Below are 24,630 nucleotides of genomic sequence, written 5' to 3' on the forward strand. Positions count from 1 at the left end.
AATTAAAGCGCCTTTTGGCGCTTTTTTTATGTTTAAGTAAAAGGGCGAATAACAGCGATTCAATTAGCTATGTGCAAGCTTTAGTTAAAATAAGGTTAATTTAAGCAACTATTTGTATTAAATCGTTATATGTTCGTCAATTCGAGCTGTTTTACAGGAATATGATTGTATTTTAATGCGTGCTTTTGTTAAAGTCCCGCCTGTCCTATCCTGTAGGACATCCTGTTGATGATGCATCTGAAAGGGTGCAACAAATTGATAGCTTCTCCCCAGTTTGCTATACCGGCCTACCAACTTGTTTGGTGGGCCGTTTTTTGTTTTACACCTGAAAATCCTATCTAAAAAATTATTTATTGCGCTATACCTATTGTATTATTCATTCGTCATTTCGAGGTGGTTTGGGTACATCGCAGGTGATACCATCAAAGTAATATTATTATTTTCATTTTATTACTAAGGAGTGCGTTATGTTTAAAGCATTAGCTATTGCAGGTTTTTCTTTATCAAGTTTAGTTATTTCTAATGTTGCTCAGGCCGATTGGCAGCTAGTGAATGATAAAAGCCAACTAAGCTTTGTTTCAATTAAAAAAGATTCGATTGCTGAAGCTCACCATTTTACTAACCTTGAAGGTATGCTTTCTGATAAAGGTGAGTTTAGCGTTAATGTTGATTTAACATCAGCCGAAACTCTAATTCCTATTCGTAATGAGCGTTTAACAGCAATATTATTTGAAGCAGCTAAATTCCCCAATGCTGTTTTAACTGCAAATTTAACTAAAGAGCTGAGTAATCTTAAAAAATCTGGTCAATATGTATTGAAAGGTATTGAAGCGGAACTTGATTTTCATGGTAATAAAAAATCATTGGCTATTGATGTACTCGTTAATAGCACGCAAAGTGGCGATTTAACCGTATCATCATTAACACCTATTATTATTAATAGTAGTGATTTTGGTGTAACTGAAGGCGTTAAACAACTGCAAAAATTAGCGGGTTTACCTTCAATTGCAACAGCAGTACCTGTTACGTTTGCAATTACACTTAAAAAACAGTGATTTCTTTAAGTGAGCTTAGCAAGCAATTAAGCGAGCCAAGCAAACCTTTTAATAGTTGGCAGCCTAACCATTGTGGGGAGCAGCCAATTGTTATTAATCATGAGGGGAAATGGTTTTACGATGGCAGCGAAATAACACGCCCAGCCATGGTGAAGTTGTTTGCTTCTGTTCTATGTAAAGAAGGTGAGCAATTTTATTTAAAAACACCTGTCGAAAAAATAACAATAACGGTTGATGATGCGCCGTTTATTATTGTTGATTGGCGTTTTGAAAATACAGCGCAAGGACAGGTGTTGTGTTGTATTGATAATCTAGCTAGGCAGTGGCTGGTGAGCGCTCAGCAGCCTTTGCATATAAAAGACTACAAAGGTTCAAAGGTGCCTTATTTAAGGCTACCGTATGGTTGTAGTGCGCGAGTTTCACGCAGTGTATTTTATCAGTGGGCTGAAAAAGCCGAGTCTGATAAGCTCGGCTATTTTATTAAATCTGCCAAAGAGCAGTTTTATTTATCCTAACACCAGATCTTAAGCCTCTGGGTTAGTTTCGTCAGTGACTACTTCATCAGTAGGTGGTATAGCAATCACAGGTCCTAAAAACCATTCATCTAGCTTTTTAGCTACTTCTGGTAAACCCGTGCCTTTTAATGATGAAAATGCATGAACTGTAATATCCCCATCAAGCGTGCTTAATTCACGGCGAACTTGCAGTACTTGTGATTTACGAGGGCCTTGCTTTAGTTTGTCGGCTTTAGTTAATAGTGCTAATACTGGAATTTCACTACCAATTGCCCAATTAATTAAATCACGGTCTAAGTCTTTTAATGGATGACGAATATCCATTAAAATAACAATACCTTTTAAGCTTTGACGCTTTTGTAGGTATTCGCCTAACGACTTTTGCCATTTCTTTTTCATTTCGATTGGTACTTTAGCAAAGCCATAGCCTGGCAAATCGATAAGGCGCATATCGTCAACATCCGCTAAATCGAATGTATTGATTAGCTGGGTACGCCCAGGTGTTTTACTTGTACGTGCTAGCTTTTGATCGGTTAATGCATTTAATGCACTCGACTTACCTGCATTGGAACGACCGGCAAACGCAACTTCAATTCCCGTATCAGCAGGTAATTTAGTAATGTCGGGAGCGCTTGTTACGAAAGACGCAGTATTATATTTGATACGAGATTTGAGCACAGGCTCTCCTAAAACTTAAAAAAATAACGTTGAGTAAACCAAATTCACTCAGGGCACGTATTTTATACTATAAAGGATGTATTAAAAAGCGTATTTAAGCACCTAAAAACAGTACCTATGGTACATTTAAAACATGTTAAAGCTTAATCTAAGTCAAAACCCTGTAAATTATAAGCTTAATATGTGTAGAAAACGTGCCAGAGAATTTATTATCGTGTAGAATATATGTATTACAGCATCACGATTGTAGATGATACAGGGTCGGAAACAGAGAATTCACCATGAAAAAAATAGCACTATCTTTAACAATATTGCTTGGTGCGTTGTCAGCAAGCAACGCAACAGCATTTGATGGCGATGTAAACGCAGGTAAAGAAAAATCAGCAACGTGTGCGGCTTGTCACGGCCCAGACGGTAATGCGCCGGTTAATATTTACCCTAAAATTGCAGGTCAACATCCAGATTATATCCTTAAGCAACTTCAGGATTTAAAATTAGGTATGACGTCAGGCGGCAAAGAAGGGCGTATGGATCCAGTAATGAGCGCTATGGCTATGCCACTTAGCGAGCAAGACATGAAAGATCTAGCAGCTTATTTTTCTTCAATGAACATGACCGAAGGTGCTACACCTAAAGATGTCGTTGATGTTGGCGAAATGCTTTTTAAAGCAGGCGATGCAGAGCGTGGAATTCCATCATGTGCAGCATGTCATGGTCCACGTGGTAACGGTTCGTCACTTGCTAAGTTTCCAAAAATTTCTTTTCAGCATCCAGGATACATCAAGTCTCAACTTGAAAAATTCCGTGATGGTACTCGTCATAATGACCTAAATGGCATGATGGGCGATATTGCAAAAAAATTAACAGATAAAGACATTGAAGTACTTTCTCAGTACTTAGGTGGTTTACACTAAAGTCGTATTTATTTATTTTTAATTAATGAATAGACTACAATATGTATAAAAAAGCAGCTTAAGCTGCTTTTTTTGTGTCCGAAATTAGCGATATTACCGTTATGCTTTGTAAGACATTGACCATGCGGTGGTGTGAGAAAAGTCTTATTTTAAATATTTTTTTTTCATTAACTCATTGTAATTTAAAATAAGTTAAATTTGTTAATGTATGTAGTGTAAGAAAAAAGATATAAATTAGTTGTAACAAAATTATTAACGAGTAGATTAACCCCTGTCGCAAAAAAACAATAAAAAAACGGAAATAGCTATAAGGAAAGTAGCGCGGCACGACTACATAGCACAAGATTGGTGCTACTAAAGGAAATAATAAAAAAGAGTCAGGAAGACCGATAATAATAAAAACTCATGGAAGTTTAATAATAAAAACAAAATGGAATGCTACAAGGAACGTAAAAATAATAACAATACGGACTGATAATAATAAAAATAATAAAGACTAAAAAAAGTCGAAGGGAGAAGTGTCCAGATAATGGCGCTCAGATTAGCAGGCGGTAGAGATGTTTTCTCTACCGCCTTTTTATTTGTCCTGTTACAATACCCACCGTTTAATAACTAGCAGTAAGCTAGTTTAGGCGCTATAACACAGAGAAGCCCAACCTCTGAAGCGCAAACTGAATTCTTCTGGCTATGCCAGCATTGCGATGCCCATTAATTTGCGCCTCGCTCAAAACCTCTTAAGTGAGACGATCAAGATATGAGTAGAACGAAAAAGTCACGCAAAAGCCCAGCAAATGGACCTGTACGTTTAAGCCAAGATAAGCTTAAAGAGATGCGTGCGTTAAAAGAGCAACGAGTTAAAAAAACCAAAGGCGCTAAGCCTGGTTCGCGTAATGCACCGGATGTATTAAATGGTGATAGCCAAAATTCACAATCAGGTTCTAGAGATAAGCGTATTGGTAGTAAAAAACCAGTGCCATTGGTTGCAACTGCTGTTGAACCAAAAGTAGAAATGAAACGTAACTTGAAGCCAACTATTGAGCTTAAAAAAGTTGTACAGCCAGAGTTTACACCAGAGCAAGAGCTTGAAGCGCTTGAGAACGATGTGCGTTTACTTAAATTAGTTGAGCGCCATGAAGGTGGTGAATTACTAACAGGCAAAGATGCTAAATATTTTAATAGCCGCATTGCTCGTCATCAAGTTTTATGTGAATTGTTAGGTCTTGAAGACGAAGATGAACTAGAGCTTGAAGATGACTTTAGTGATGAAGACAAGTCAAATTCTGACTTTGATCAGTATTTATCAAATGATCTAGCAAATGAATGGCTAGATGATGAAGAAGACAAGTAATTAATAAGGGTTATTAATGAGTACCGCGGTAATTTTAGCCTTACTTTTAGGCGCTGCTATTATAGCTGGCTTGGCATTTTATGCAGGTCAGTTATTGTATAAGTTAAATGCGCAAAAAAAGTTAATTGCGAAGGCGCAGACTGAGAAAAAGCAAAAGCTTGAAAAGTCTCGCTTAGAGCGAAATGCAAAACTAGCCGATAGTATTCATTTAATTGCGCGTGCAATGAATGAAGAGCAGTGTGAGTTTTCTGAAGGCTGTTTACGTATTTGGGTACTTATGTCTCAATATGGCTTTGAGAGCGAGCGTGATTTAACGGCGCTGTATCCTGGCATTCATCAAATGTACCAGGTAGTTAAAGAGATGCCGACGCACGATGCACGTAAAAAATACTCTAAAAAAGAGATTTTTAAGTTAGATAAGGCTCGCTGGCACGCAGAAGAAACACTTAAAGATGAAGTTAAAGCCGATTGCGCTAAAATTATCATTGAATTTAAAGCCGCTCCTGGCAGCGATAAAGTAGTTTTTAACTAGCTTTAGTTTTTCGAGTACTCAAAAAAAGCAGACCTTGGTCTGCTTTTTTTATGCGTAAAAATTTTCATACTAATTGCATTAAATTAGTATCAGTTAAATCACTCGTGAAAAACGCGTCGCATTTATTTGTTTTTGTAAGTGAGCATCGAAGCACATACAAATAATACGAATGAATAAGTTTCCGCGTGGTGTTACGCTAATCTTATTATCAATTATAGTGACTAGTTCATCTTTTATAAGTGGCGCAAGCGCTACTAATGCACTCTCAAAGTAGTCATTAAATATAAGCGCGTGTTTTTCACTAAAGTCTTGTATATTTAATTCAAATTGGCAAATGAGCTGTTTAATTGCATCAGCACGAATTACATCATCATGTGTTAAGTGCATTCCTTTATTAAGAGCACTGCCGCTTTGTGTTTCGATGCTGTGGTAATAATGTTTTAATTCTTTTTGATTTTGTAAAATGGCAGTGCCAATTTGCGAAATTGATGACACGCCTAAACCTAATAAATCACAATTTCCATGGGTTGTATAACCTTGAAAGTTACGATGTAACTTGCCTTCATTTTGCGCAACAGCTAGTTCATTATCAGTTTTTGCAAAATGGTCCATACCAATAAATTGATAGCCTGCCTGCGTCATTTGCTCCAAGGTATTTTTAAACATGGTGAGCTTGTTATGTGCACTGGGTAAATCGGTATCTTTAATCTTACGCTGTGCGGCAAAGCGCTCTGGTAAATGCGCATAGTTAAACACTGATACTCTATCAGGGCTTAGCTCAATAAGTTGCTCTATAGTTTGCCTAAAGCTCTCTGGTGTTTGCAGAGGAAGCCCGTAAATCATATCTGCATTAATAGATTGAAACCCCAGCTCGCGAGCTTGTGTAATTAATTGCTTAACGATATTTGCATTTTGCGGGCGATTAACAGCAAGTTGTACGTCATCGTTAAAGTCTTGTATACCAAACGAGACGCGGTTAAAGCCAAGTATTCTTAAATCAACAAGCATATTATCGGCAAGTGAGCGTGGGTCTATTTCAATGCCGCGCTCTGTTGTGCTTGTAAAATTAAAGTGTTGCTCTAAAAGCTTAATTAAACGGGTCATTTGTTTTGCGGTTAAAAAGGTGGGAGTACCACCCCCCAAATGTAATTGCTCAACCGTGTAGCTTTTAAATAAAGGCGCTTGGGCAGTAATTTCTTTTGCTAAAAAGTCGAGATACGTATCTGCCTTAGATTGATGGCGGGTAATTATTTTATTACAACCACAGTAGTAGCACAGCTGACTACAAAACGGGATGTGAATATATAAAGAAAGAGAGCGACTTGTTGATGATTCTATAGCGCTTAGTAGGTCTTGTTGCTGGTACCCGTCACGCAGTGATAAAGCCGTGGGATAAGAGGTATAACGCGGACCAGACACATTATATTTGTTTATTAGGGTTTCATCCCATTGTGGAAGTTTAATCATCACGCGCACCTAAGTATTTATTTAGGGGGGATTATAAAAAAGTACGCAGTGAGGCGGTTTGATCTATAACAAAAAAGGCGCCGAAGCACCTTTTTTAATAAAATATCAATTAATGCGGTCTAATTAATACGTAACAGTATGGGCATCTTTGAGATATTGAAATAACTCTTTATAACCTTTACCCGGCTTTTCAGCTTTCGCTTCTTTTGCCGCATTACGAACCAATTGACGCATTTGCTGACGATCAAGAGACGGGAACTGCTCAATAGTCTCATTGATAAGGTCATCACCTTGTTCAATTAGGTCTGAACGTAGTTGCTCAATTTTTTTGACCAATACTTCAGCTTGGTTATTTTTATTAAGCATTACATCGATAATCGCTCTAATCGCGTCAATGTTTTCAACAGTACGCAGTGTTTTAGCTATGTAGTTTAAGTGGCGGCGGTACGCGTCGCTTTTGTTACTTATTTTATCAGCAACAACCATTGCTGCTTTTAAATCGTCATTTAATGGCAGGCGTTCGCGCTGTTTTTTACCCATTTTGGCAATTTCAGTACCTAACTGATGAAACTCTTGCGCTTCGCGTTTAAGCTCCGTTCTTGATACATATTCAATTTCTTCTTCAATTTCAGCAGGCTTGCCTTTTTTCTTTGCCATGGGGTGCTCTTAAATAAAAATAACTTTTACCATTATACATGAATATGATACTTAGGAATATTAGCTGATGTGATGCATTGAGTGTGTTAGCATTTAAATATAAGAAATGCGTGCATTATGCCTCTAAGGCTCAGGACTTAATTTATGAAAAGCCAACAAAACGATCCAATTTATTCTCAAATATCGCAAGTTAAAGATGCGGTATCAGAAGTACTCGAACATGCTAAAAAATTAGGTGCTACAGCTGCAGAAGCTGCTATGTCTAGCACGTCTGGTTTATCGGTTAGCACACGAATGGGTGAAGTAGAAACCATTGAGTTTAACCAAGATGGCGGCTTAGGCATTAGTGTATATGTTGGTAACAATAAAGGTTCGGCGTCGACGGCTGATTTAAATCCAAAAACATTGCGCACGGTAGTCGAAAAAGCGATTGATATAGCCAAATTTACATCGGATGATCCATTCAACGGCGTTGCTGATAAAGAGTTACTTGAATTTAATCCTAAAGATTTAGATTTATACCATCCTTGGGATGTAAGTCCTGAGGAAGGTATTGAGCTTTGTCATGCTGCTGAGCAAGCTGCATTAAATGCAGACGAGCGCATTGTTAACTCTGATGGTGCGAGTTTTTCATCGCATCAGGGATTACGTGTTTATGGTAACAGCCACGGTTTAATTGCAGGCTTTCCACGTACTCGTCACAGTATTAGTACTATGGTAATAGGTCAAGATGGCGAGCATATGCAGCGCGACTCTGCTTATACGGTTGCACGCGATCAGGCTGGTTTAAATGATGCGGCGGCAGTGGGTCTTGAAGCGGCAGCTGAAACTTTGGCTAAATTAAACAGCCAAAAGTTAGGCACAATGAAAGTGCCTGTTATTTTTAGAGCCGATATTGCAAATTCATTGTTTGGTCACTTGGTGTCGGCAATTGGTGGTGGCGCACTTTATCGTAAATCAAGTTTTTTACTTGATAGCTTAGGCACTCAGGTATTTAGTAATTGTGTGAATATTGCTGAGCGCCCACATATTTTAAAAGGGTTGGCATCGTCACCGTTTGATAGCGAAGGTGTTAAAACATTCGATAGAGAAATTATTCAAGGCGGCGAGTTACAAACGTATTTACTAGCAAGTTATGCCGCGCGTAAAATGAACATGATGCCAACAGGACATGCTGGCGGTATACATAACTGGCTTGTTGAGCAAACTCATAACGATTTAACTGCACTATTAAAAACCATGGACACTGGCTTATTAGTTACAGAGCTAATGGGGCAGGGCGTAAATACCGTAACGGGTGACTACTCTCGTGGTGCTGCTGGTTTTTGGGTTGAAAATGGTGAAATTCAATATCCGGTAAGCGAAATTACCATTGCTGGTAATTTAAAAGACATGTTTAAAGGTATTTCCGCCATTGGTGGTGATATAGAACGCCGTGGTGGTATTCAAACAGGCTCAGTACTAATAGAGCAAATGCAAATAGCCGGCGCGTAGTATTAATACGAGGTGTATACTTAAACTCAGGGTGTTTTCTTTGGGTTTAAGTATACCAATTGCATTAAATTAGTGAGTTATTTAATCGGCTAGAATGCTTATGTTTTTAATAAAATTGGTATCAATGTAATGTGTAAGTTTTACGAGGTGTAAAATGGCTAAAGATAGATATGCACCAAAACCGCTAACCGATATTATGGCGGGGTTAAATAATCGTTTATCGGCTTATGCAGGCAAAAGCCAAGCACTTGATACACAGCAAACACTACTTAAAGATTTTTTAGGTCCTAAATTGGGTGATAAATGCCGAGTCAGTAATTACCGAGACGGCACGCTAATGATAGAGGCGGTATCTGCACCTATCGCGCTTAGGCTTAATTATTTAAAAATGGATATGCTTTCACATTTTAGAGCTGCCGGAATGGCAGAACTCGGGCAAATAAAAATAACTGCAAATCCTCAAGCAACTCAAAGATTAAGTACAGCGAATAAGTCGGGCAGTCCTGCAGTTACCAACTCACGTAAAATGAGTGAGCAAACAGCGGATTACTTAAACGCGATAGCATCTTCTGCACCCCCTTCTTTAAAAGAAAAACTAGAGCGTTTAGCGCTTCACGGAAAAAATAAAAGCAAGCCTTAACTACCCACCATCTTGTTATTGGTGGGGCTAATTTTGCAGCTCACCGCATTCAAAATACTTTGTTACATATTCCATTTTATTGTTGGCCTAATGAGGTTTATGATACTGCGTGGTGTGCTTTATTATTTAAAGCTCCCTTGATACCCATTCCATTAAGTAAAAGCGTACAGGCAGTGCTATTTTTACTCCTGCTATATTCAAGAATTTAATGGAGTTGGTATGTGATACCAACCTGCATAAACCTTTGATCAATTTAACGAATTAAATTGCACTATAACGTCGTTAAAAATTTTTTATTTAGAACAACTAGATACAAAAACTTTTGCCTAGTTATAGCGTAATTTTCTTAACGTTAAATAGACCCCATACATAAGCAGATTGGTATGATTTAATTCTAACTAACAAACGGAATCATTATGAATAAAGTAACAATGGCTGCTGCAAGTATCGCACTTGCGCTTGGCTTGGTAGGTTGTGGTGAAAAACAACAAGAAACTAAAGTAACCGACACTCCAGTAGTAACAGCACCCGCTGAAAAACCACTAGAGCTTGGTATTGAATTAGCTAATATGGATAGTTCAGTACGCGCACAAGACGATTTTTACTACCATGTAAATGGTCAGTGGTTAGCTAAAACTGAAATACCAGGTGATAAATCTAACTACGGTTCTTTTTCGCAATTATATGATGAGTCGCAAAAAGCGATGAAAATAGCCCTTGAAAGTGCAGCCGCAAACAAAGCCGCTAAAAAAGGCAGTGATGAGTACAAAATTGGTGCATTTTATAAAAGCTATATGAATAAAAATGCGCGTAATGAGCTAGGTATTACGCCATTACAACCTTCATTAGATACAATTGATAGCGTTAAATCTAAAGCTGATTTAGTGGGTTTAATGGCTAAAATTCAAAAACAAGGCGGTACTTTACCGTTTGGTTGGTTTGTAAATAACGATGCTAAAAACTCAAGCGAGTATGCATTGTATTTATCTCAGTCGGGTCTTGGTTTACCAGATCGTGACTATTACTTAAAAGATGACGAAAAATTCACTAAAATTCGCGCTTCTTACGAGCAATACATCACTGATGTTTTAGCAAAATCAGGCGTTAAAAATGCAGCAGAAGCTGCTAAGAGCGTACTTGCATTTGAAAAAACACTAGCTGATGCTCAGTGGAGCCGTGTGCAAAGCCGTGATGCAACTAAATCTTATAACAAGATGACAGTAGCAGTTGCAAGCAAGTTGATGGGTGACCTTGATTTAGCTGCATTCTTTAAAGATGCGGGCGTGAGTACAAGTGATATTATTGTACGTCAACCAAGCTATTTAGAAGCACTTGCTACTATTTACAAAGACACTGATTTAGCAACGTGGAAAAACTACTTAAAATTTCATTTTGTAAGTGGTTATGCAGAGCTACTTAGCGAAGATTTAGTTAACCTTAACTTTGACTTTTACAGTACAACACTTCGTGGCGTAAAAGAACAAGCACCTCTTTGGAAGCAAGCGGTTGATGCATCTAACAGTGTACTTGGTGAAATTTTAGGTAAGGTATACGTTAAAGATAACTTCCCGCCAGAAGCTAAAGCACGCATGGAAGAGTTAGTTGATAACGTAATTAAAGGTTATGGCGTTGCTATCGAAAATCTTGAGTGGATGAGCCCTGAAACAAAGCTTGCAGCGAAAGAAAAATTAGACAAATTTACGCCTAAGATTGGTTACCCAGACACGTGGAAAGATTACTCTGAGCTAGAGATTAACTCAGACGAGCTAGTAGGCAATTACATCCGTTATAGCGAATGGGCATACGCAGATATGATTGCTAAATTGGGTAAACCAGTTGATCGCTCTGAATGGCACATGACTCCGCAAACAGTCAATGCGTATTACAATCCAGTAAACAACGAAATTGTATTTCCAGCAGCTATTTTACAACCGCCATTCTTTAATTTAGAAGCGGATGATGCTGTAAACTACGGCGCAATTGGCGCGGTAATTGGGCATGAGCTTGGTCATGGTTTTGACGACCAAGGTGCTAAATACGACGGTGACGGTAACTTACGTAACTGGTGGAGTGAGACTGACCTTAAGCAATTTGAAGAGCGTACAGCGGCTTTAGTTGCACAGTATAACGAATATAAACCATTTGAAGATGCAAGTGTTAATGGCGAGCTAACGCTTGGCGAAAACATTGGTGACTTAGGTGGGTTAACCGTTGCGCATAAAGCGTATATGCTCTCTTTAGGTGATAAAAAAGCACCCGTGATAGATGGTTACACAGGCGATCAACGCTTCTTTATGGGTTGGTCACAAATCTGGCGTCGTAACTACCGCGATGAAGAGTTACGTAATCGTTTATTAACAGACCCTCATTCACCAAGCCACTACCGTGTAATCGGTATCTTGTCGAACATGCCTGAGTTTTACGAAGCGTTTGACGTAAAAGAAGGTGATAAAATGTATATCAAACCAGAAGATCGCGTAAAAATCTGGTAATTGCATTGCTATAAATAACAAAAAACCAGTAAGTTTTTAGCTTACTGGTTTTTTTGTATCTTGAATTTGTTCATCGACTAAGCACGCGTGCATCCATTCTTCGTTACTCAGTATGTTTTTATAAAGCGCGAGTTGGTTTTGTGCTCGCTCTAAATTATGCTCTGCATGAGATACTTTAAAGTACACATCGTTATTTAAGTAATCAGTTAAAAAACGCACACTCAACATAAGCGGCATTATTTTAGCGCCTAATAATAAGCTTTCTTGCTCTAGTATACTCATGCTGCTTTTTAATGGCGTTACATAGCCTTTAACAATGGCTGAAAATATATCTTTTCGAATAACAACGTTGTGTAAGTTTGTTGAATCCTCGGCTTCGGGGGAGCAAAATGTACGTACCATGTCACCAAAGTCATAAAGCCAAAATCCTGCCATGCAGGTGTCTAAATCAATAACTGCTTTTGCATTGTGAGTTGTATTACAAAACAGCATATTATTTATTTTTGTATCGTTATGACACACTCTAAGCGGTATTTGCTTAGCTACCTGACTAAGCTCAGTAATTAAATGCTGCTGCGTTAAGCAATATTCTATTTCGTCAGCGCAGTGCTTTACTCTATTTACAGAGTTATTTGTGATTGCGGTATTTAATTGCTCAAAGCGCATCGCTAAGTTATGAAAATCAGGAATTACAGTGTGTAGTTGTTGTGCATTAAAATCTTGTAATGCATGAGCGAATACGCCAAAGGCGTAAGCCGCTTGCTCGCTCTGCTGGGTATTTTTAACAACGTCTTCGCTGTAGCTATCGCTAATATAGTTAAGGACGCGATAATACGCATTATCAATTTTTATTAAGTGTTCGTCGTTTTGTGTAGTTATATGTTTGATTATTTCAAGAGGGTAATTATTTTGCAGTTGTTTAGCATTTAAATGCTGCTCAATCAGTTTTGCATTACTTACTAACTGAGCAGGGTTTTTAAATACCTCGGTATTAAGTTTTTGCACAATAAATTGTTTATCAATACTTGTAAGTAGCCATGTACTATTTATATGACCGCTACCAATCGCACTAACTTGAGTTAGCTCAGGGGGCAGCGTTAACAGTTCGCTTAGCTTATTTTGTATTGAGATATTCATTGTGCTCACCTATGCCCTTTTTTTATGCGTATCGGGCAACTATTTTTTCGATAATTTCAGCATTCGCTTCAGGGAAATCATAATTTTCTAATTCACTAATTGCTACCCATTCGCTAGGTTGCCCTTCAGCGCCATGTGCCTCACCGCTAAAGTTACTTACTACGTGCACATCTAATTTAACGCATTTATCGCCGTAGTCATGTTCAATCACCATCAATTGGCTAGAGCTGTGAATGGTTAGTCCAACTTCTTCAATAAGCTCGCGTTTAAGTGCAACAAACACACTTTCTCCAGCTTCAACTTTACCACCAGGAAATTCCCATAAACCGCCTTGATGTTGTTCATCTGCACGTTTACAAATGAATATAGCGTTATTTTTCTTAATAACACCAACAGCTACATGTACAATTTCTATAGTCATTACTTTAAAACTCCATAAAAAAAAGCGACGCTAGCGCCGCTTTTTAATAAGCTACTGACAATATTGGGTTATTTTAATTTACCGCAACACTGTTTGAATTTTTGACCTGATTTACAAGGACAAGGGTCATTACGACCTACTTTTGGTTCTGTACGAGCCATTACTGTCGCTGTTTCTGGCGCTTCACCACCTACGTGCTCAGCTTCTTCATGTTGGTATTCGCGAGGAGCACTTTCACTTTTACGGTGTTGCTCTTCTACTTTTTCAACATCTTCTTCTGCGCGTACTTGTACTTTACTTAGAATGCTTACAACATCTACTTTCAAGTTTTCAAGCATTTCAGAGAACAGCTCAAACGATTCACGCTTGTACTCTTGCTTAGGATTCTTTTGCGCGTAACCACGTAAATGAATACCTTGGCGTAAATGATCCATTGCAGCAAGATGATCTTTCCAATGCTGATCAAGGCTCTGTAGCATAATCGCTTTTTCGAATTGACGTAAAACAGAATCGCCAACTTGCTCTTCTTTTTGCTTGTATGACTGCTCAACCGCCTGCTCAATACGCTCACGAAGTTTTTCTTCGTATAGTTTATTGTCATCTGCTAACCACTGAGTAATAGGTAACTCAATTAAGAAGTCTTGTTTTAAACGCTCTTCAAGGCCAGGAATATCCCACATTTCAGCAAGGCTTTGTGGTGCAATGTACTGATCAATTGTATTGCTAAGTACGTCACCACGAATTGCAGTAATAGTTTCTGAAATATCACCTTCTTCAAGTAGTTCGTTACGCTGAGAGTAAACAACACGACGTTGGTCGTTTGCTACATCATCGTACTCAAGTAGTTGCTTACGAACGTCGAAGTTACGTGCCTCTACTTTACGCTGTGCATTTTCAATCGCACGGTTTACCCATGGATGTTCAATTGCTTCACCGCGTTGCATACCGAGTTTACGCATCATGTTAGTCATGCGCTCACCGGCAAATATACGCATTAGCGCATCGTCCATCGATAAGTAAAAACGGCTTGAACCAGCATCACCTTGACGACCAGAACGACCACGTAATTGGTTGTCTATACGACGAGATTCGTGACGTTCAGTACCTATGATATGTAAACCGCCGGCATCAATTACTGCATCATGGCGAATTTTCCACGCTGCTTTAATTTCAGCAATTTGCTCATCAGTTGGGTTTTCAAGTTTTTCAACTTCACTGTTCCAGTTACCACCTAACACGATATCGGTACCACGACCGGCCATGTTTGTTGCAATTGTTACTGTCCCTGGTAGGCCAGCATCTGAAACGATGTCAGCTTCTTGCGCATGAAATTTAGCATTAAGTACGTTGTGCTTAATTTTTTCTTTGCGTAAAAACTGCGATAGATACTCAGAGCTTTCAATTGAAATAGTACCAACTAGCACAGGTTGTCCGCGCTCTTGGCAATCTTTAATATCAATTAAAATAGCTTCGTATTTTTCTTCTTGCGTTAGGTAAACTAAATCGGCGCGATCGTCACGAACCATCGGCTTATTAGTTGGCATAACAACAGTGTCTAGGCCGTAGATTGACTGAAATTCAAATGCTTCAGTATCGGCAGTACCTGTCATACCTGCTAATGTTTCGTATAAACGGAAGTAGTTTTGGAACGTAATAGAGGCAAGCGTTTGGTTTTCATTTTGAATTTTCACACCTTCTTTAGCTTCAACAGCTTGGTGTAAACCTTCTGACCAACGTCGACCTTCCATTGAACGACCCGTATGCTCATCGATAATGATTACTTCGTTTTCTTTTACAACGTAATCAACATCTTTTTGGTATAGCTTATGAGCACGAAGGGCGGCATAAACATGGCTTAGTAGCGTAATGCTTGCTGCTGAATAAAGCGAATCGCCTTCTTCAATTAAGCCGCGCTCAGTAAGTAGCTCTTCTACTTTAATTTGACCGCGTTCTGTTAAATGAACTTGCTTAGACTTTTCATCAATCGTGTAATCGCCGTCGCCTTCAATACCTTCTTCGTCTTCTTTTTCTTGAAGTTCAAGTAAAGGCACGATGGTGTTTATTTCAGTGTATAGCTCAGAGCTATCCTCAGCTGGGCCTGAAATAATAAGGGGGGTACGTGCTTCATCAATTAAGATTGAATCCACTTCATCGACTACAGCATAGAATAATGGACGTTGAACTCGTTCATCAATGCTAAAAGCCATGTTGTCACGAAGATAGTCAAAACCAAATTCGTTATTTGTACCGTAAGTAATATCAGCAGTGTACGCTAACTTTTTCTGCTGTGGCATCATACCAGGTACGTTACAGCCTACAGTAAGGCCTAAAAATTCAAACAACGCACGGTTTGTTTCGGCATCACGCTTAGCAAGATAGTCATTCACGGTAATTACGTGAACGCCTTTACCGGTTAAACCATTTAAATAAGCAGGTAAAGTCGCTGTAAGTGTTTTACCTTCACCAGTACGCATCTCTGCGATGCGGCCTTCATGTAAAACCATGCCGCCTAATAGCTGTACGTCAAAGTGGCGCATGCCATTAACGCGTTTTGACGCTTCACGCACCACGCCAAAGGCTTCAGGTAAAATATCGTCTAGACTTTGCCCGTTATCGTAACGTTCTCTAAACTCGGCTGTTTTAGCTTTTAAATCTTCATCAGAAAGCGCTTCAAGTTGCGTTTCTAGCGCATTAATTAGCGCGACCGTCTTTCTAAAGTTTTTAATAGTGCGGTCATTGCGACTACCAAAAAGCTTGGTAAATAAATTAGATATCATGATAAAACCGTTACAATGTATTCTTTGTCAGCCGAGTATCGGCTAACCCATTTTTAATAATTGGTAATTAATATATGCTTTTAAGTAACACTTAGAACATATTAATTAGCAATTTTGTATTAAACCGCTAAAAAGCACTGTTTATTACGTGCGCTACTATACCAGACTCTGCCAAACAACAAACTATCTCAATAAAAAGATCTGTATATAAAATCGAAAAATTTGATCTGGTTCGTAAAAATAACTTTGTATTACCCAATTACAGTAAAAATAGTAGCGAACTGTAAAGATATGGTGCTAAATAAATTAAAAACAAGGGAGGCATTCATGCTTAAATTTAACGCATGGATATGAATTCTAAACGCGCTATTTTTGCACCTAATCTATTTGATTAACCAACAACAATACTTCAAAAATGATTGATTGGTTTTTGTAAAATAATTTTTTACATCAGTGCACATACGCTTTTGATTTAGTAGAGTGGTTATAATTATATCTAGTTTTAATTTGAATTAAAGTTAGGTTTTTACACTTGTTTTCCTTATAAAATAAAGGTTTAGGTGAAAATGAAAAATAAAAGCAATAAATTGGTAGTATTAGGTGCAGGTTGGTTAGGACATGCTTTATGCGTAAGTGCGCAAAAAGCTGATTGGCAAGTACAAGGAACGCATAGAACAGATATACACGAGTTTGATTTTGAACGTCAGTTTGCACTTGAAGATGGGCAACTAACACATCAAATTGATTTACAAGATGCTTATTGGGTATGTGCTATTCCACCACGTAGCAGGCACAGTAAAAGTAATTATCCTGAAACACTCACCGCAGCGCTTAAGCTTTCAAAGGAGTTAAACGCAAAGGGCTTTTTATTGTGCTCATCAACCGGGGTATACGATCAAGAGCCTGGTGTGTATAGCGAAAGTAGCGATATTTCATGCACAAACGAGCGCCAAATAAAGCTCTATGAAGCTGAAGAGCAAGTGCTTGAACAAGATGGCAAAGTACTTCGTTTAGCTGGCTTACTAGGGCCTAATAGAGAGCCGGGGCGTTTTGTGGCAGGCAAAGAGCTCAATACATCAAGTGAGCAAGTAGTAAATATGGTGCATCAACAAGATGTAATTAATGCTATTTTTGCGGTGATAGAGCACTGGCAAGTAGGGCAAAATATTTATAATGTGGTTAATCCTGCGCACCCCACAAAAGCTGAATATTACGCGATGAAGTGTCAGCAACATGGTGGTGAAATGCCAACGTTTACAGGAACTGATTCGGCTGAGCGCAAAGTATTAGGCTCAGCCATTGAAGCCTTAGGGTTTAGCTATCAGCACGGTATTTAATATGCTGAAGGCAGGGGACTGCTCTCTATGAAGTCGCATAGCTTACCTTCACTTAGTAATGTATTAGCAGCTTCGATATCGGGAGCAAAGTAGCGGTCTTTATCATAATAACTCACATGTTCGCGTAACAACGCTTTAGCGCTTTGCACTTTATTTGATGGTTCAAGCGGCTTTCTAAATTCTAGCCCTTGAACCGATGCTAACCATTCTATTGCCAAAACACCTTGGGTATTATTGGCCATTTCATCTAAGCGCCTTGCTGCAAAGGTTGCCATAGAAACATGATCTTCTTGATTTGCAGATGTAGGCAAGCTATCGACCGAAGCCGGATGCGCTAATGATTTGTTTTCTGACGCAAGCGCTGCTGCGGTAACTTGGGCAATCATAAATCCTGAATTTACACCGCCGTTTTCAACTAAAAATGGCGGTAATTTGGATAGGTTTGAATCGATAAGTAATGCAATTCGCCTTTCTGCTAATGCGCCAATTTCGGCAATTGCGATAGCTAAGTTATCGGCGGCCATTGCAACGGGCTCTGCATGAAAGTTACCTCCCGATATTATGTCGCCTACATCGGCAAAAACTAGCGGATTGTCGGTTACACCGTTCGACTCGCATAGCAACACTTCTGCAGCTTGGCGTATCTGAGTTAGGCAAGCACCTAGCACTTGAGGTTGGCAGCGAAGGCAGTATGGATCTTGTACTTTTTCACAATTGACGTGGGAATCACTAATTTGAGAGTGCGTATCGAGTAGGTCTCTAAATACTTGAGCGGTGTCTATTTGTCCGCGCTGACCACGAATATCATGAATACGTGCATCAAATGGCGCGCGACTGCCCATTGCAGCTTCTATGCTTATTGAGCCGATAACGCAGCTTTGTGCATATAAGTTCTCGCTTCTAAATAGCCCCTGAAGTGCAAACGCAGTCGACGCTTGTGTACCATTTAATAATGCTAAGCCTTCTTTGGCTGCAAGTGTTAGGGGTTCAAGTCCCGCTATTTTTAACCCTTGTGCTGCGCTAATTATTTCTCCTTTATGTCGCATTTGACCTTCAGCTAATAGAGGTAGGCACATATGCGCAAGAGGAGCTAAATCTCCCGATGCCCCCACGGAGCCTTTTTTAGGCACGCATGGATATACTTCGCTACTAAGCAGCTGCATAAAAAATTTGATTACTTGCAGACGAATGCCCGAATAGCCGCGCGAAAGCGAATTTACTTTTAAGGTGATCATTAACCTTACTGTGCTGTCATCCATGTATTCGCCAATGCCCGCAGCGTGTGAAAGTACAATGGAGCGCTGTAATAATTCAAGTTCGTCATCGGCAATTTTAGTATTGGCTAATAATCCAAAGCCGGTGTTAATTCCATATACAGTGCGGTGTTCATTAATAACGTTTTGAACGGTTTGCGCGCTGGCTGCTATTTGCGACTCGGCATGCTTTGCAAGGCTTAACTTTACCGGTGAATTATTAATTTTTCTTAGTGTGTTTAAATCAAGTGATCCGGGTGTGAGAGTAAGTTCGAACATGATCATTCCTCGTTTAACATAGGTAGGTCTAAATTTTGCTCTTTAGCGCAGTTTTTTGCTATGTCGTATCCAGCATCAGCATGGCGCATTACACCCGTTGCAGGGTCATTCCACAGTACGCGAGCAATACGCTCTTTAGCTTCATCAGTACCATCGGCAACAATAACTACACCAGCGTGCTGACTAAATCCCATGCCTACACCGCCACCATGATGAAGTGACACCCAAGTAGCGCCACTTGCGGTATTAAGTAGTGCGTTGAGTAATGGCCAATCTGATACTGCATCTGAGCCATCTTTCATGCTCTCTGTTTCGCGGTTAGGGCTGGCAACTGAACCAGAATCGAGGTGATCGCGACCAATAACGATAGGGGCTTTAAGTTCGCCATTTTTAACCATTTCATTAAAGGCCAGTGCAAGGCGCGCTCTATCTTTAAGTCCAACCCAGCAAATACGTGCAGGTAGCCCTTGAAATTGTATGCGTTCCCGCGCCATATCAAGCCAGTTATGCAAATGTGCATCATTAGGAATAAGCTCTTTTACTTTAGCGTCGGTTTTATATATATCTTCAGGGTCGCCCGATAATGCTACCCATCTAAATGGTCCAATACCTTCACAAAATAAAGGGCGAATATAGGCAGGTACAAATCCAGGAAAATCAAATGCGTTGGTAACACCCTCATCAAACGCCATTTGACGAATATTATTACCGTAATCAGTAGTGGCGGCACCGGCTTTTTGTAGTGCCAGCATAGCTTTAACTTGGACTGCCATTGATTGTTTAGCAGCTTTTACTACGGCTTTTGGATCTTGCTCACGCATTTTTGCAGCGTGCTCCATTGTCCAGTTTTGTGGTAAGTAACCATTCAATGGGTCGTGAGCAGATGTTTGATCTGTGACTACATCAGGGGTAATGCCTGTTTTAACCAGTGTACTAAAAATATCGGCAGCGTTACCTAGTAAACCCACTGAGAGGGCTTTACCTTTAACACATGCATCGGTTATTAATTGCAGTGCGTGTTCAAGACTTGTTGCTTTTACATCAACGTAGCCTGTTTTTATACGAAAATCGATACGGCTTTCATCACATTCAACAACCAGTGCACTAAAGCCAGCCATTGTAGCTGCAAGTGGTTGCGCACCGCCCATACCACCAAGACCACCTGTTAATACCCACTTACCACTAGCGCTACCTGCAAAGTGTTGCTTTGCCATAGCTACAAAGGTCTCGTAAGTTCCTTGTACTATGCCTTGCGAGCCAATATAAATCCAAGAACCCGCCGTCATTTGCCCGTACATCATCAAGCCTTTTTTATCGAGCTCATTAAAGTGCTCCCAATTTGCCCAGTGTGGAACAAGATTTGAGTTAGCAATAAGCACGCGAGGGGCATTACAGTGGGTTTTAAATACACCAACGGGTTTTCCTGATTGTACAAGCAGGGTTTCGTCGCTTTCGAGTCTATCGAGGGTTTCTATAATTTTGTCATAACTTGGCCAATCACGAGCCGCTCGGCCAATACCACCATATACAACAAGTGCATGAGGATGTTCTGCTACTTCAGGGTCTAAATTATTCATTAGCATGCGCTTAGCTGCTTCAGTTTGCCAGCTTTTAGCACTTATTTTATCGCCATGAGGTGCACGTATTACGCGACTTGTGTCGAGTCGGTTGTTCATGTTTTTCTCCTGTTGTATATACAAGGTGATTTGTTATAAAAAAAGCGCAGTAAGCGCTATTGTTTGTTATTTTTTAAATGTTAAGTGACCACCTAAGCGATATTTACTGCCTGGTGATACAAGGCGCGCAAAGCTTACAATGCCGTTAATAGACCATGTGCGTCGAATAACTTGTAAGCATGGCTCTTCGTTATATAAGTTTAACCATTGGCACATTTCGCTGTTTGGCATAATAGCCTCTACGGTATGCCTTGCTTGGGTAAGTGGGGCAACACTAGATAGATATTCATGAGGTGTAAGCATGCTAAAGTCTTGTTGTAAGTAGCCAGTCGCAAGGGCAGGATTTACAAAACGCTCTTCTAGCTGCAAAGGGCTGTCGTTTTCGTTATGCACAAGTACACTTCGATATACAACACTGTCAACCTCAACACCAAGTGCAATGGCAATAGGTGCGACTGCATTTATTGATTCGAGTATGAGTACGCTACAGGTGTAGTTGCCGTTACGCTCTTTTACTTCATCAGCAATATTTTTTATTTCAAGTAACGATGACTGCGATTTAAATGTAGCTACAAATGTACCTAACCCTTGGCTGCGGGTTAAAATACCAGCCTCGGTTAATTCGCTTAGTGCTCTGCGGGCTGTCATCCTGCTTACACTAAATTGACTACTTAGTTCGTTTTCAGAGGGAACACGTTGGTTTTCTTGCCACGTACCGCTGCGAATTTTATCGACAATGAATTGTTTTATTTGCGCAAATTTAGGTGTCGTCATTAAATTTATGGTTACATTAAAAATAAACTATATAAATAAGATGACACAATTATCTTGTATATACAAGATGGATTGTTAGACTATATTTTCATTATTCACGATGTAAAAAGGGCTGCAATATGCAAAGCACAACACAAAATTATGAGTTAGAAGAAATCGACTTACTTTTAACTGATGCCAATATTGCCACTATGGATAGCAATATAAATGCCCCTTATGGCGCAATTGAAAATGCTGCTATAGCCATTAAAAATGGTAAAATTGCGTGGATTGGAGAGCAATCAATATTGCCTAGTTTTGATGTGTTTGCAACGCCGACATTGAGTGTAAAAGGACAATGGTTAACGCCAAGCCTAATAGACTGTCATACGCACTTAGTATTTGCAGGTTCAAGATCGCAAGAGTTTGAACAGCGCTTGCAGGGTGTAAGTTATGAGCAAATCGCAGCACAAGGCGGTGGCATAGCAAGTACGGTTAAAGCCACAAGAGCAGCCGATCGTGAACAGCTATTTGTTGATGCAAAAGATCGCTTAAATACGTTGTTAAAAGAAGGTGTAACAACCGTTGAAATAAAATCAGGCTATGGACTAGATACTGAAAACGAGATAAAAATATTAGAAGTCGCTCGTTTATTAGGTGAACATCACCCTATTGATATTAAAACTACTTTTTTAGGGGCGCATGCTCTACCGCCTGAATACAAAGGCCGTGCTGATGAATATATTGATTTGGTATGTACTGACATGCTTGATCAGGTAGTGGCTAATAATCTTGCTGATGCAGTCGATGTATTTTGTGAAAATGTAGGCTTTAGTTATTCGCAAACCAAGCGTGTTTTCCAGGCAGCTAAAAAGCATAACCTCCCAGTAAAATGCCATGCTGAACAGTTATCTAATCAACATGGTGCTGAGCTGGTGGCGCAGTTCAAAGGCCTTTCGGCGGATCATATAGAGCATCTAGGTGAAGAGGGTGTAAAAGCTATGGCAGACGCTGGGACGGTAGCGGTGTTATTGCCAGGCGCATTTTATTTTTTAAGAGAAACTAAATTCCCACCTATTGAATTACTTAATCAATATAAAGTACCGATAGCTATTGCGAGTGATTTTAACCCAGGTACATCTCCCCTATGTTCAGTGCACTTAATGATGAACATGGCGTGCACATTATTTAGATTAACACCTGAGCAAGCATTAGCTGGTGTTACTCGAAATGCAGCTAAGGCTCTAGGGTTAGATGAGCGTGGTGTTTTAAAGGTTGGCGCAAGAGCTGACATTGCGCATTGGCAAATAAATCATCCGTCACAATTAAGTTACCAATTTGGCGTAAATAGACTGTTAAACTTATGGATTTTGGGTAAACTTAGTTAGTATTAATTTCGTCCATAATAAACATGCTTTTATTGAATTTTTTAGCGAGTACAAGTGGTGCTAATTTGAGTTTTTTAACCGACAGTAACTTCCCGATATTTTTTAGTGGTGCCTTGTTAATGGCGATGATCGCGTCCTTATTTACTATAAAAAATAGCGGTATGAAGTTTAGCTACCTATGCATTGCTGCTGTTGGTTTAGCAATTTTAAGTCTGGGTAATGCTTGGTTAGCTATTTTACTTGCCTTTGGGTTTTGTTTTCATTTGTGGCAGACGTTTGAGCGTAGTAATTGGACTCTGATCATCATCAGCTCGTTTGCTAGTTTGTTATTTGTTGTACTTTTTTCTGCACATTTATTATTAGCAATCCCTTTATTTTGGATTGTTATCGCTATTTTATTCTTAGCTGTTGTCGGTTTTATCAGTGAAGATGAATTGGCTGAGGAAGTGATTGTCGAAGATAAAGCGCAAGAAATATTTATTGAAAATTCACCTCTTTCTAGCTTTGCAGACAGAAAAAAGTTACGAGAAGGCTATTATGCCTGGTGTGATGATACACCCATAAAGGCAGCACTAGTCATTATTCGCCTAGAGGGCTTTGAACAAGTTAACCAGCAAATAGGGCGAGATTTCGGTGACTTATTACTGACTCAATCAGCAAATAGAATAAAAAAACTATTAGAAAACGATGAGATTGTTGATTTAGGGTCACAAGAAAAACTGGCGCATTTAGGTGGACTTAACTTTGCCTTTATTTGTAGTTTGGCGACTCAAAATCATCTTCATGAGCACGTTATAGAGCACATTCTTGGTGCAACATTAAAACCTTTCAACGTTGCAAACTGTACCGTAGAGGTTAACGCACGAGCAAGTTATGTGGATTGCGGGGCACAAGAAAATAATTTTGATGATTTAATCTCCTACGCATATTTAGCGCTTGATAGTCACCCTCAACGAAAGGTGGTCCCGTATCATCAGCAAATGATGGTAGAGCAACTTGAGCAACAAGCACGCTTAAAAGAGTTAGCTAATATCGACTTTTCAAGTGAACTAGAGCTCTATTTTCAACCAATTATTCGTAATGATGATGGAAAAATAGAATTTTTAGAACTGTTGTTACGTTGGCAGCATCCAAAGCAAGGTATTTTATCTGCAAATAGATTTATTGATGATATTAGAATTGCAGGATTGGCTTATCCATTAGCTACTTTTGTGATAGAGCGTGCGGCAGAACTCGCAATGGCATTGCGTATAGAAGGGATAGCAATACCGCTTAGTATTAATGTATTTGGTCCTGAAATGCTTAACGAAGAGTTTGTTGAGTTTGTTGACCGCATCACAAGTGAGCATCAACTAGAGGTTGGGGATTTAATTGTTGAATGCCCGTTACACATTTTTACCAATTTAGATAATAAAGGTAGGGCGATGATTGCTAGGCTCAATAACATTGGATTAAAAGTCTGTGTTGATGGGCTCGGTGATAATCCAGTACTACTGTCTAAATTACCCAATTTAGCTGTTGAGTATATTAAAGTTGCACCGTCGTTAACTGCTGATTTTAGCAATCAAAATAATATACGCAGTTTAATTAGTGGCATGGTTGAAATGCATAACCAGCAAAAGACTAAAGTTATTTTTGAGGGCGTAGAAACGTTTGAGCAACTGAGATTTGTTAAAAGTTTAAATGCTTATGCTGCACAAGGTTATTACTTTGGTCATCCATTGAGTAGTATTGGTTTAATGAGCTGGCTAAAGCAGTGGCAGTTAACACAAGGGGAATATATTCCTCCTACTTCACGGTAAATAGCAGTATTAATT

The 24,630-nt window shown here is 39.3% G+C and carries 20 protein-coding genes; 11 read left to right on the forward strand and 9 right to left on the reverse strand.

The window, feature by feature from the left end:
- Positions 1–467 precede the first annotated feature (467 nt).
- Together DC53_RS15035 and DC53_RS15030 are read left to right on the forward strand one after the other, a co-directional pair.
- Entirely contained in the window at positions 468–1,055 is a 588-nt protein-coding gene (locus DC53_RS15035; RefSeq protein ID WP_008137693.1) for a YceI family protein, read from the forward strand.
- Positions 1,052–1,570, forward strand: coding sequence for a DUF1285 domain-containing protein (locus tag DC53_RS15030; RefSeq protein WP_033028823.1), 519 nt, complete (start codon positions 1,052–1,054; stop codon positions 1,568–1,570). The genes DC53_RS15035 and DC53_RS15030 overlap by 4 nt, the downstream gene beginning before the upstream one ends.
- Positions 1,571–1,579: 9 nt before the next feature.
- Here the strand turns inward: DC53_RS15030 and yihA are convergent, their stop codons facing one another.
- Positions 1,580–2,248, reverse strand: a complete 669-nt coding sequence (gene yihA, locus DC53_RS15025; RefSeq protein WP_008137691.1) for a ribosome biogenesis GTP-binding protein YihA/YsxC — start codon at positions 2,246–2,248, stop codon at positions 1,580–1,582.
- Between the two features lie 281 nt (positions 2,249–2,529).
- Between yihA and DC53_RS15020 the strand changes: the two genes are divergently transcribed.
- From DC53_RS15020 to DC53_RS15010, 3 genes are all read left to right on the forward strand, one after another.
- Positions 2,530–3,162 (forward strand): c-type cytochrome, encoded by a 633-nt coding sequence (locus tag DC53_RS15020; RefSeq protein ID WP_007377271.1) that lies wholly within the window; start codon positions 2,530–2,532, stop codon positions 3,160–3,162.
- A gap of 754 nt (positions 3,163–3,916) precedes the next feature.
- Positions 3,917–4,510 (forward strand): Der GTPase-activating protein YihI, encoded by a 594-nt coding sequence (yihI, locus tag DC53_RS15015; RefSeq protein WP_033028824.1) that lies wholly within the window; start codon positions 3,917–3,919, stop codon positions 4,508–4,510.
- 16 nt (positions 4,511–4,526) lie between these two features.
- Positions 4,527–5,042, forward strand: a complete 516-nt coding sequence (locus DC53_RS15010; protein WP_033028825.1) for a DUF2489 domain-containing protein — start codon at positions 4,527–4,529, stop codon at positions 5,040–5,042.
- Positions 5,043–5,135: 93 nt separating this feature from the next.
- On the opposite strand, the gene hemN is transcribed toward DC53_RS15010, so the two are convergent.
- Together hemN and yjgA are read right to left on the reverse strand one after the other, a co-directional pair.
- Positions 5,136–6,509: an oxygen-independent coproporphyrinogen III oxidase gene (gene hemN, locus DC53_RS15005; protein ID WP_008137689.1), complete on the reverse strand. Its 1,374-nt coding sequence runs from the start codon at positions 6,507–6,509 to the stop codon at positions 5,136–5,138.
- Between the two features lie 123 nt (positions 6,510–6,632).
- Entirely contained in the window at positions 6,633–7,166 is a 534-nt protein-coding gene (gene yjgA, locus DC53_RS15000) for a ribosome biogenesis factor YjgA (protein ID WP_007582068.1), read from the reverse strand.
- Between the two features lie 144 nt (positions 7,167–7,310).
- Here yjgA and pmbA point away from each other — a divergent pair, with 144 nt between their 5' ends.
- From pmbA to DC53_RS14985, 3 genes are all read left to right on the forward strand, one after another.
- Positions 7,311–8,660: a metalloprotease PmbA gene (pmbA, locus tag DC53_RS14995; RefSeq protein WP_033028826.1), complete on the forward strand. Its 1,350-nt coding sequence runs from the start codon at positions 7,311–7,313 to the stop codon at positions 8,658–8,660.
- A gap of 154 nt (positions 8,661–8,814) precedes the next feature.
- Positions 8,815–9,300 carry a DUF721 domain-containing protein gene (locus DC53_RS14990; RefSeq protein WP_007377265.1) on the forward strand — a complete coding sequence of 162 codons (486 nt, stop codon included), beginning with the start codon at positions 8,815–8,817 and terminating at the stop codon, positions 9,298–9,300.
- Between the two features lie 416 nt (positions 9,301–9,716).
- Positions 9,717–11,792, forward strand: coding sequence for a M13 family metallopeptidase (locus DC53_RS14985; RefSeq protein WP_033028827.1), 2,076 nt, complete (start codon positions 9,717–9,719; stop codon positions 11,790–11,792).
- 36 nt (positions 11,793–11,828) lie between these two features.
- On the opposite strand, the gene DC53_RS14980 is transcribed toward DC53_RS14985, so the two are convergent.
- The 3 genes from DC53_RS14980 to secA all read right to left on the reverse strand — a co-directional run bounded on the left by DC53_RS14980 (position 11,829) and on the right by secA (position 16,127).
- Complete coding sequence (locus DC53_RS14980; RefSeq protein WP_033028828.1) at positions 11,829–12,929, reverse strand: phosphotransferase enzyme family protein; 1,101 nt, start codon at positions 12,927–12,929, stop codon at positions 11,829–11,831.
- Between the two features lie 22 nt (positions 12,930–12,951).
- Positions 12,952–13,350: an 8-oxo-dGTP diphosphatase MutT gene (gene mutT, locus DC53_RS14975; protein WP_007582062.1), complete on the reverse strand. Its 399-nt coding sequence runs from the start codon at positions 13,348–13,350 to the stop codon at positions 12,952–12,954.
- 68 nt (positions 13,351–13,418) lie between these two features.
- Complete coding sequence (gene secA / locus DC53_RS14970) at positions 13,419–16,127, reverse strand: preprotein translocase subunit SecA (protein WP_033028829.1); 2,709 nt, start codon at positions 16,125–16,127, stop codon at positions 13,419–13,421.
- A 566-nt stretch (positions 16,128–16,693) separates the two neighbouring features.
- On the opposite strand from secA, the gene DC53_RS14965 reads away from it, so the two are divergent.
- Positions 16,694–17,464, forward strand: a complete 771-nt coding sequence (locus DC53_RS14965) for a Rossmann-fold NAD(P)-binding domain-containing protein (protein WP_007377260.1) — start codon at positions 16,694–16,696, stop codon at positions 17,462–17,464.
- Here DC53_RS14965 and hutH read toward each other — a convergent pair.
- From hutH to hutC, 3 genes are all read right to left on the reverse strand, one after another.
- A complete protein-coding gene (gene hutH / locus DC53_RS14960; RefSeq protein WP_007377259.1) occupies positions 17,461–18,996 on the reverse strand; it encodes a histidine ammonia-lyase in 1,536 nt (511 codons plus the stop codon). The two genes, DC53_RS14965 and hutH, sit on opposite strands and share 4 nt — an antisense overlap.
- A gap of 2 nt (positions 18,997–18,998) precedes the next feature.
- The gene (hutU, locus tag DC53_RS14955; RefSeq protein ID WP_007377258.1) at positions 18,999–20,672 is read right to left on the reverse strand and encodes a urocanate hydratase; all 1,674 of its coding nucleotides are present in this window, start codon (positions 20,670–20,672) and stop codon (positions 18,999–19,001) included.
- 66 nt (positions 20,673–20,738) lie between these two features.
- Positions 20,739–21,446, reverse strand: a complete 708-nt coding sequence (gene hutC, locus DC53_RS14950; RefSeq protein WP_007377257.1) for a histidine utilization transcriptional repressor HutC — start codon at positions 21,444–21,446, stop codon at positions 20,739–20,741.
- A gap of 119 nt (positions 21,447–21,565) precedes the next feature.
- On the opposite strand from hutC, the gene hutI reads away from it, so the two are divergent.
- Together hutI and DC53_RS14940 are read left to right on the forward strand one after the other, a co-directional pair.
- On the forward strand, positions 21,566–22,813 hold the full coding sequence (gene hutI / locus DC53_RS14945) for an imidazolonepropionase (protein ID WP_007377256.1): 1,248 nt from the start codon (positions 21,566–21,568) through the stop codon (positions 22,811–22,813).
- Positions 22,814–22,932: 119 nt separating this feature from the next.
- Positions 22,933–24,615, forward strand: coding sequence for an EAL domain-containing protein (locus tag DC53_RS14940; protein WP_204247260.1), 1,683 nt, complete (start codon positions 22,933–22,935; stop codon positions 24,613–24,615).
- The last annotated feature ends 15 nt before the right edge of the window (positions 24,616–24,630 follow it).

The sequence above is a fragment of the Pseudoalteromonas fuliginea genome (assembly GCF_000690055.1).
Classification (GTDB): Bacteria; Pseudomonadota; Gammaproteobacteria; order Enterobacterales; family Alteromonadaceae; genus Pseudoalteromonas; species Pseudoalteromonas fuliginea.

What these genes read in the sequence shown, in the direction of transcription:
- DC53_RS15035 (WP_008137693.1), top strand. Translation starts at nt 468, where the DNA reads ATGTTTAAAGCATTAGCTATTGCAGGTTTTTCTTTATCAAGTTTAGTT.
- DC53_RS15020 (WP_007377271.1), top strand. Translation starts at nt 2,530, where the DNA reads ATGAAAAAAATAGCACTATCTTTAACAATATTGCTTGGTGCGTTGTCA.
- yihI (WP_033028824.1), top strand. Translation starts at nt 3,917, where the DNA reads ATGAGTAGAACGAAAAAGTCACGCAAAAGCCCAGCAAATGGACCTGTA.
- DC53_RS15010 (WP_033028825.1), top strand. Translation starts at nt 4,527, where the DNA reads ATGAGTACCGCGGTAATTTTAGCCTTACTTTTAGGCGCTGCTATTATA.
- hemN (WP_008137689.1), bottom strand. Translation starts at nt 6,509, where the DNA reads ATGATTAAACTTCCACAATGGGATGAAACCCTAATAAACAAATATAAT.
- yjgA (WP_007582068.1), bottom strand. Translation starts at nt 7,166, where the DNA reads ATGGCAAAGAAAAAAGGCAAGCCTGCTGAAATTGAAGAAGAAATTGAA.
- pmbA (WP_033028826.1), top strand. Translation starts at nt 7,311, where the DNA reads ATGAAAAGCCAACAAAACGATCCAATTTATTCTCAAATATCGCAAGTT.
- DC53_RS14990 (WP_007377265.1), top strand. Translation starts at nt 8,815, where the DNA reads ATGGCTAAAGATAGATATGCACCAAAACCGCTAACCGATATTATGGCG.
- DC53_RS14985 (WP_033028827.1), top strand. Translation starts at nt 9,717, where the DNA reads ATGAATAAAGTAACAATGGCTGCTGCAAGTATCGCACTTGCGCTTGGC.
- DC53_RS14980 (WP_033028828.1), bottom strand. Translation starts at nt 12,929, where the DNA reads ATGAATATCTCAATACAAAATAAGCTAAGCGAACTGTTAACGCTGCCC.
- mutT (WP_007582062.1), bottom strand. Translation starts at nt 13,350, where the DNA reads ATGACTATAGAAATTGTACATGTAGCTGTTGGTGTTATTAAGAAAAAT.
- secA (WP_033028829.1), bottom strand. Translation starts at nt 16,127, where the DNA reads ATGATATCTAATTTATTTACCAAGCTTTTTGGTAGTCGCAATGACCGC.
- DC53_RS14965 (WP_007377260.1), top strand. Translation starts at nt 16,694, where the DNA reads ATGAAAAATAAAAGCAATAAATTGGTAGTATTAGGTGCAGGTTGGTTA.
- hutH (WP_007377259.1), bottom strand. Translation starts at nt 18,996, where the DNA reads ATGTTCGAACTTACTCTCACACCCGGATCACTTGATTTAAACACACTA.
- hutU (WP_007377258.1), bottom strand. Translation starts at nt 20,672, where the DNA reads ATGAACAACCGACTCGACACAAGTCGCGTAATACGTGCACCTCATGGC.
- hutC (WP_007377257.1), bottom strand. Translation starts at nt 21,446, where the DNA reads ATGACGACACCTAAATTTGCGCAAATAAAACAATTCATTGTCGATAAA.
- hutI (WP_007377256.1), top strand. Translation starts at nt 21,566, where the DNA reads ATGCAAAGCACAACACAAAATTATGAGTTAGAAGAAATCGACTTACTT.
- DC53_RS14940 (WP_204247260.1), top strand. Translation starts at nt 22,933, where the DNA reads ATGGCGATGATCGCGTCCTTATTTACTATAAAAAATAGCGGTATGAAG.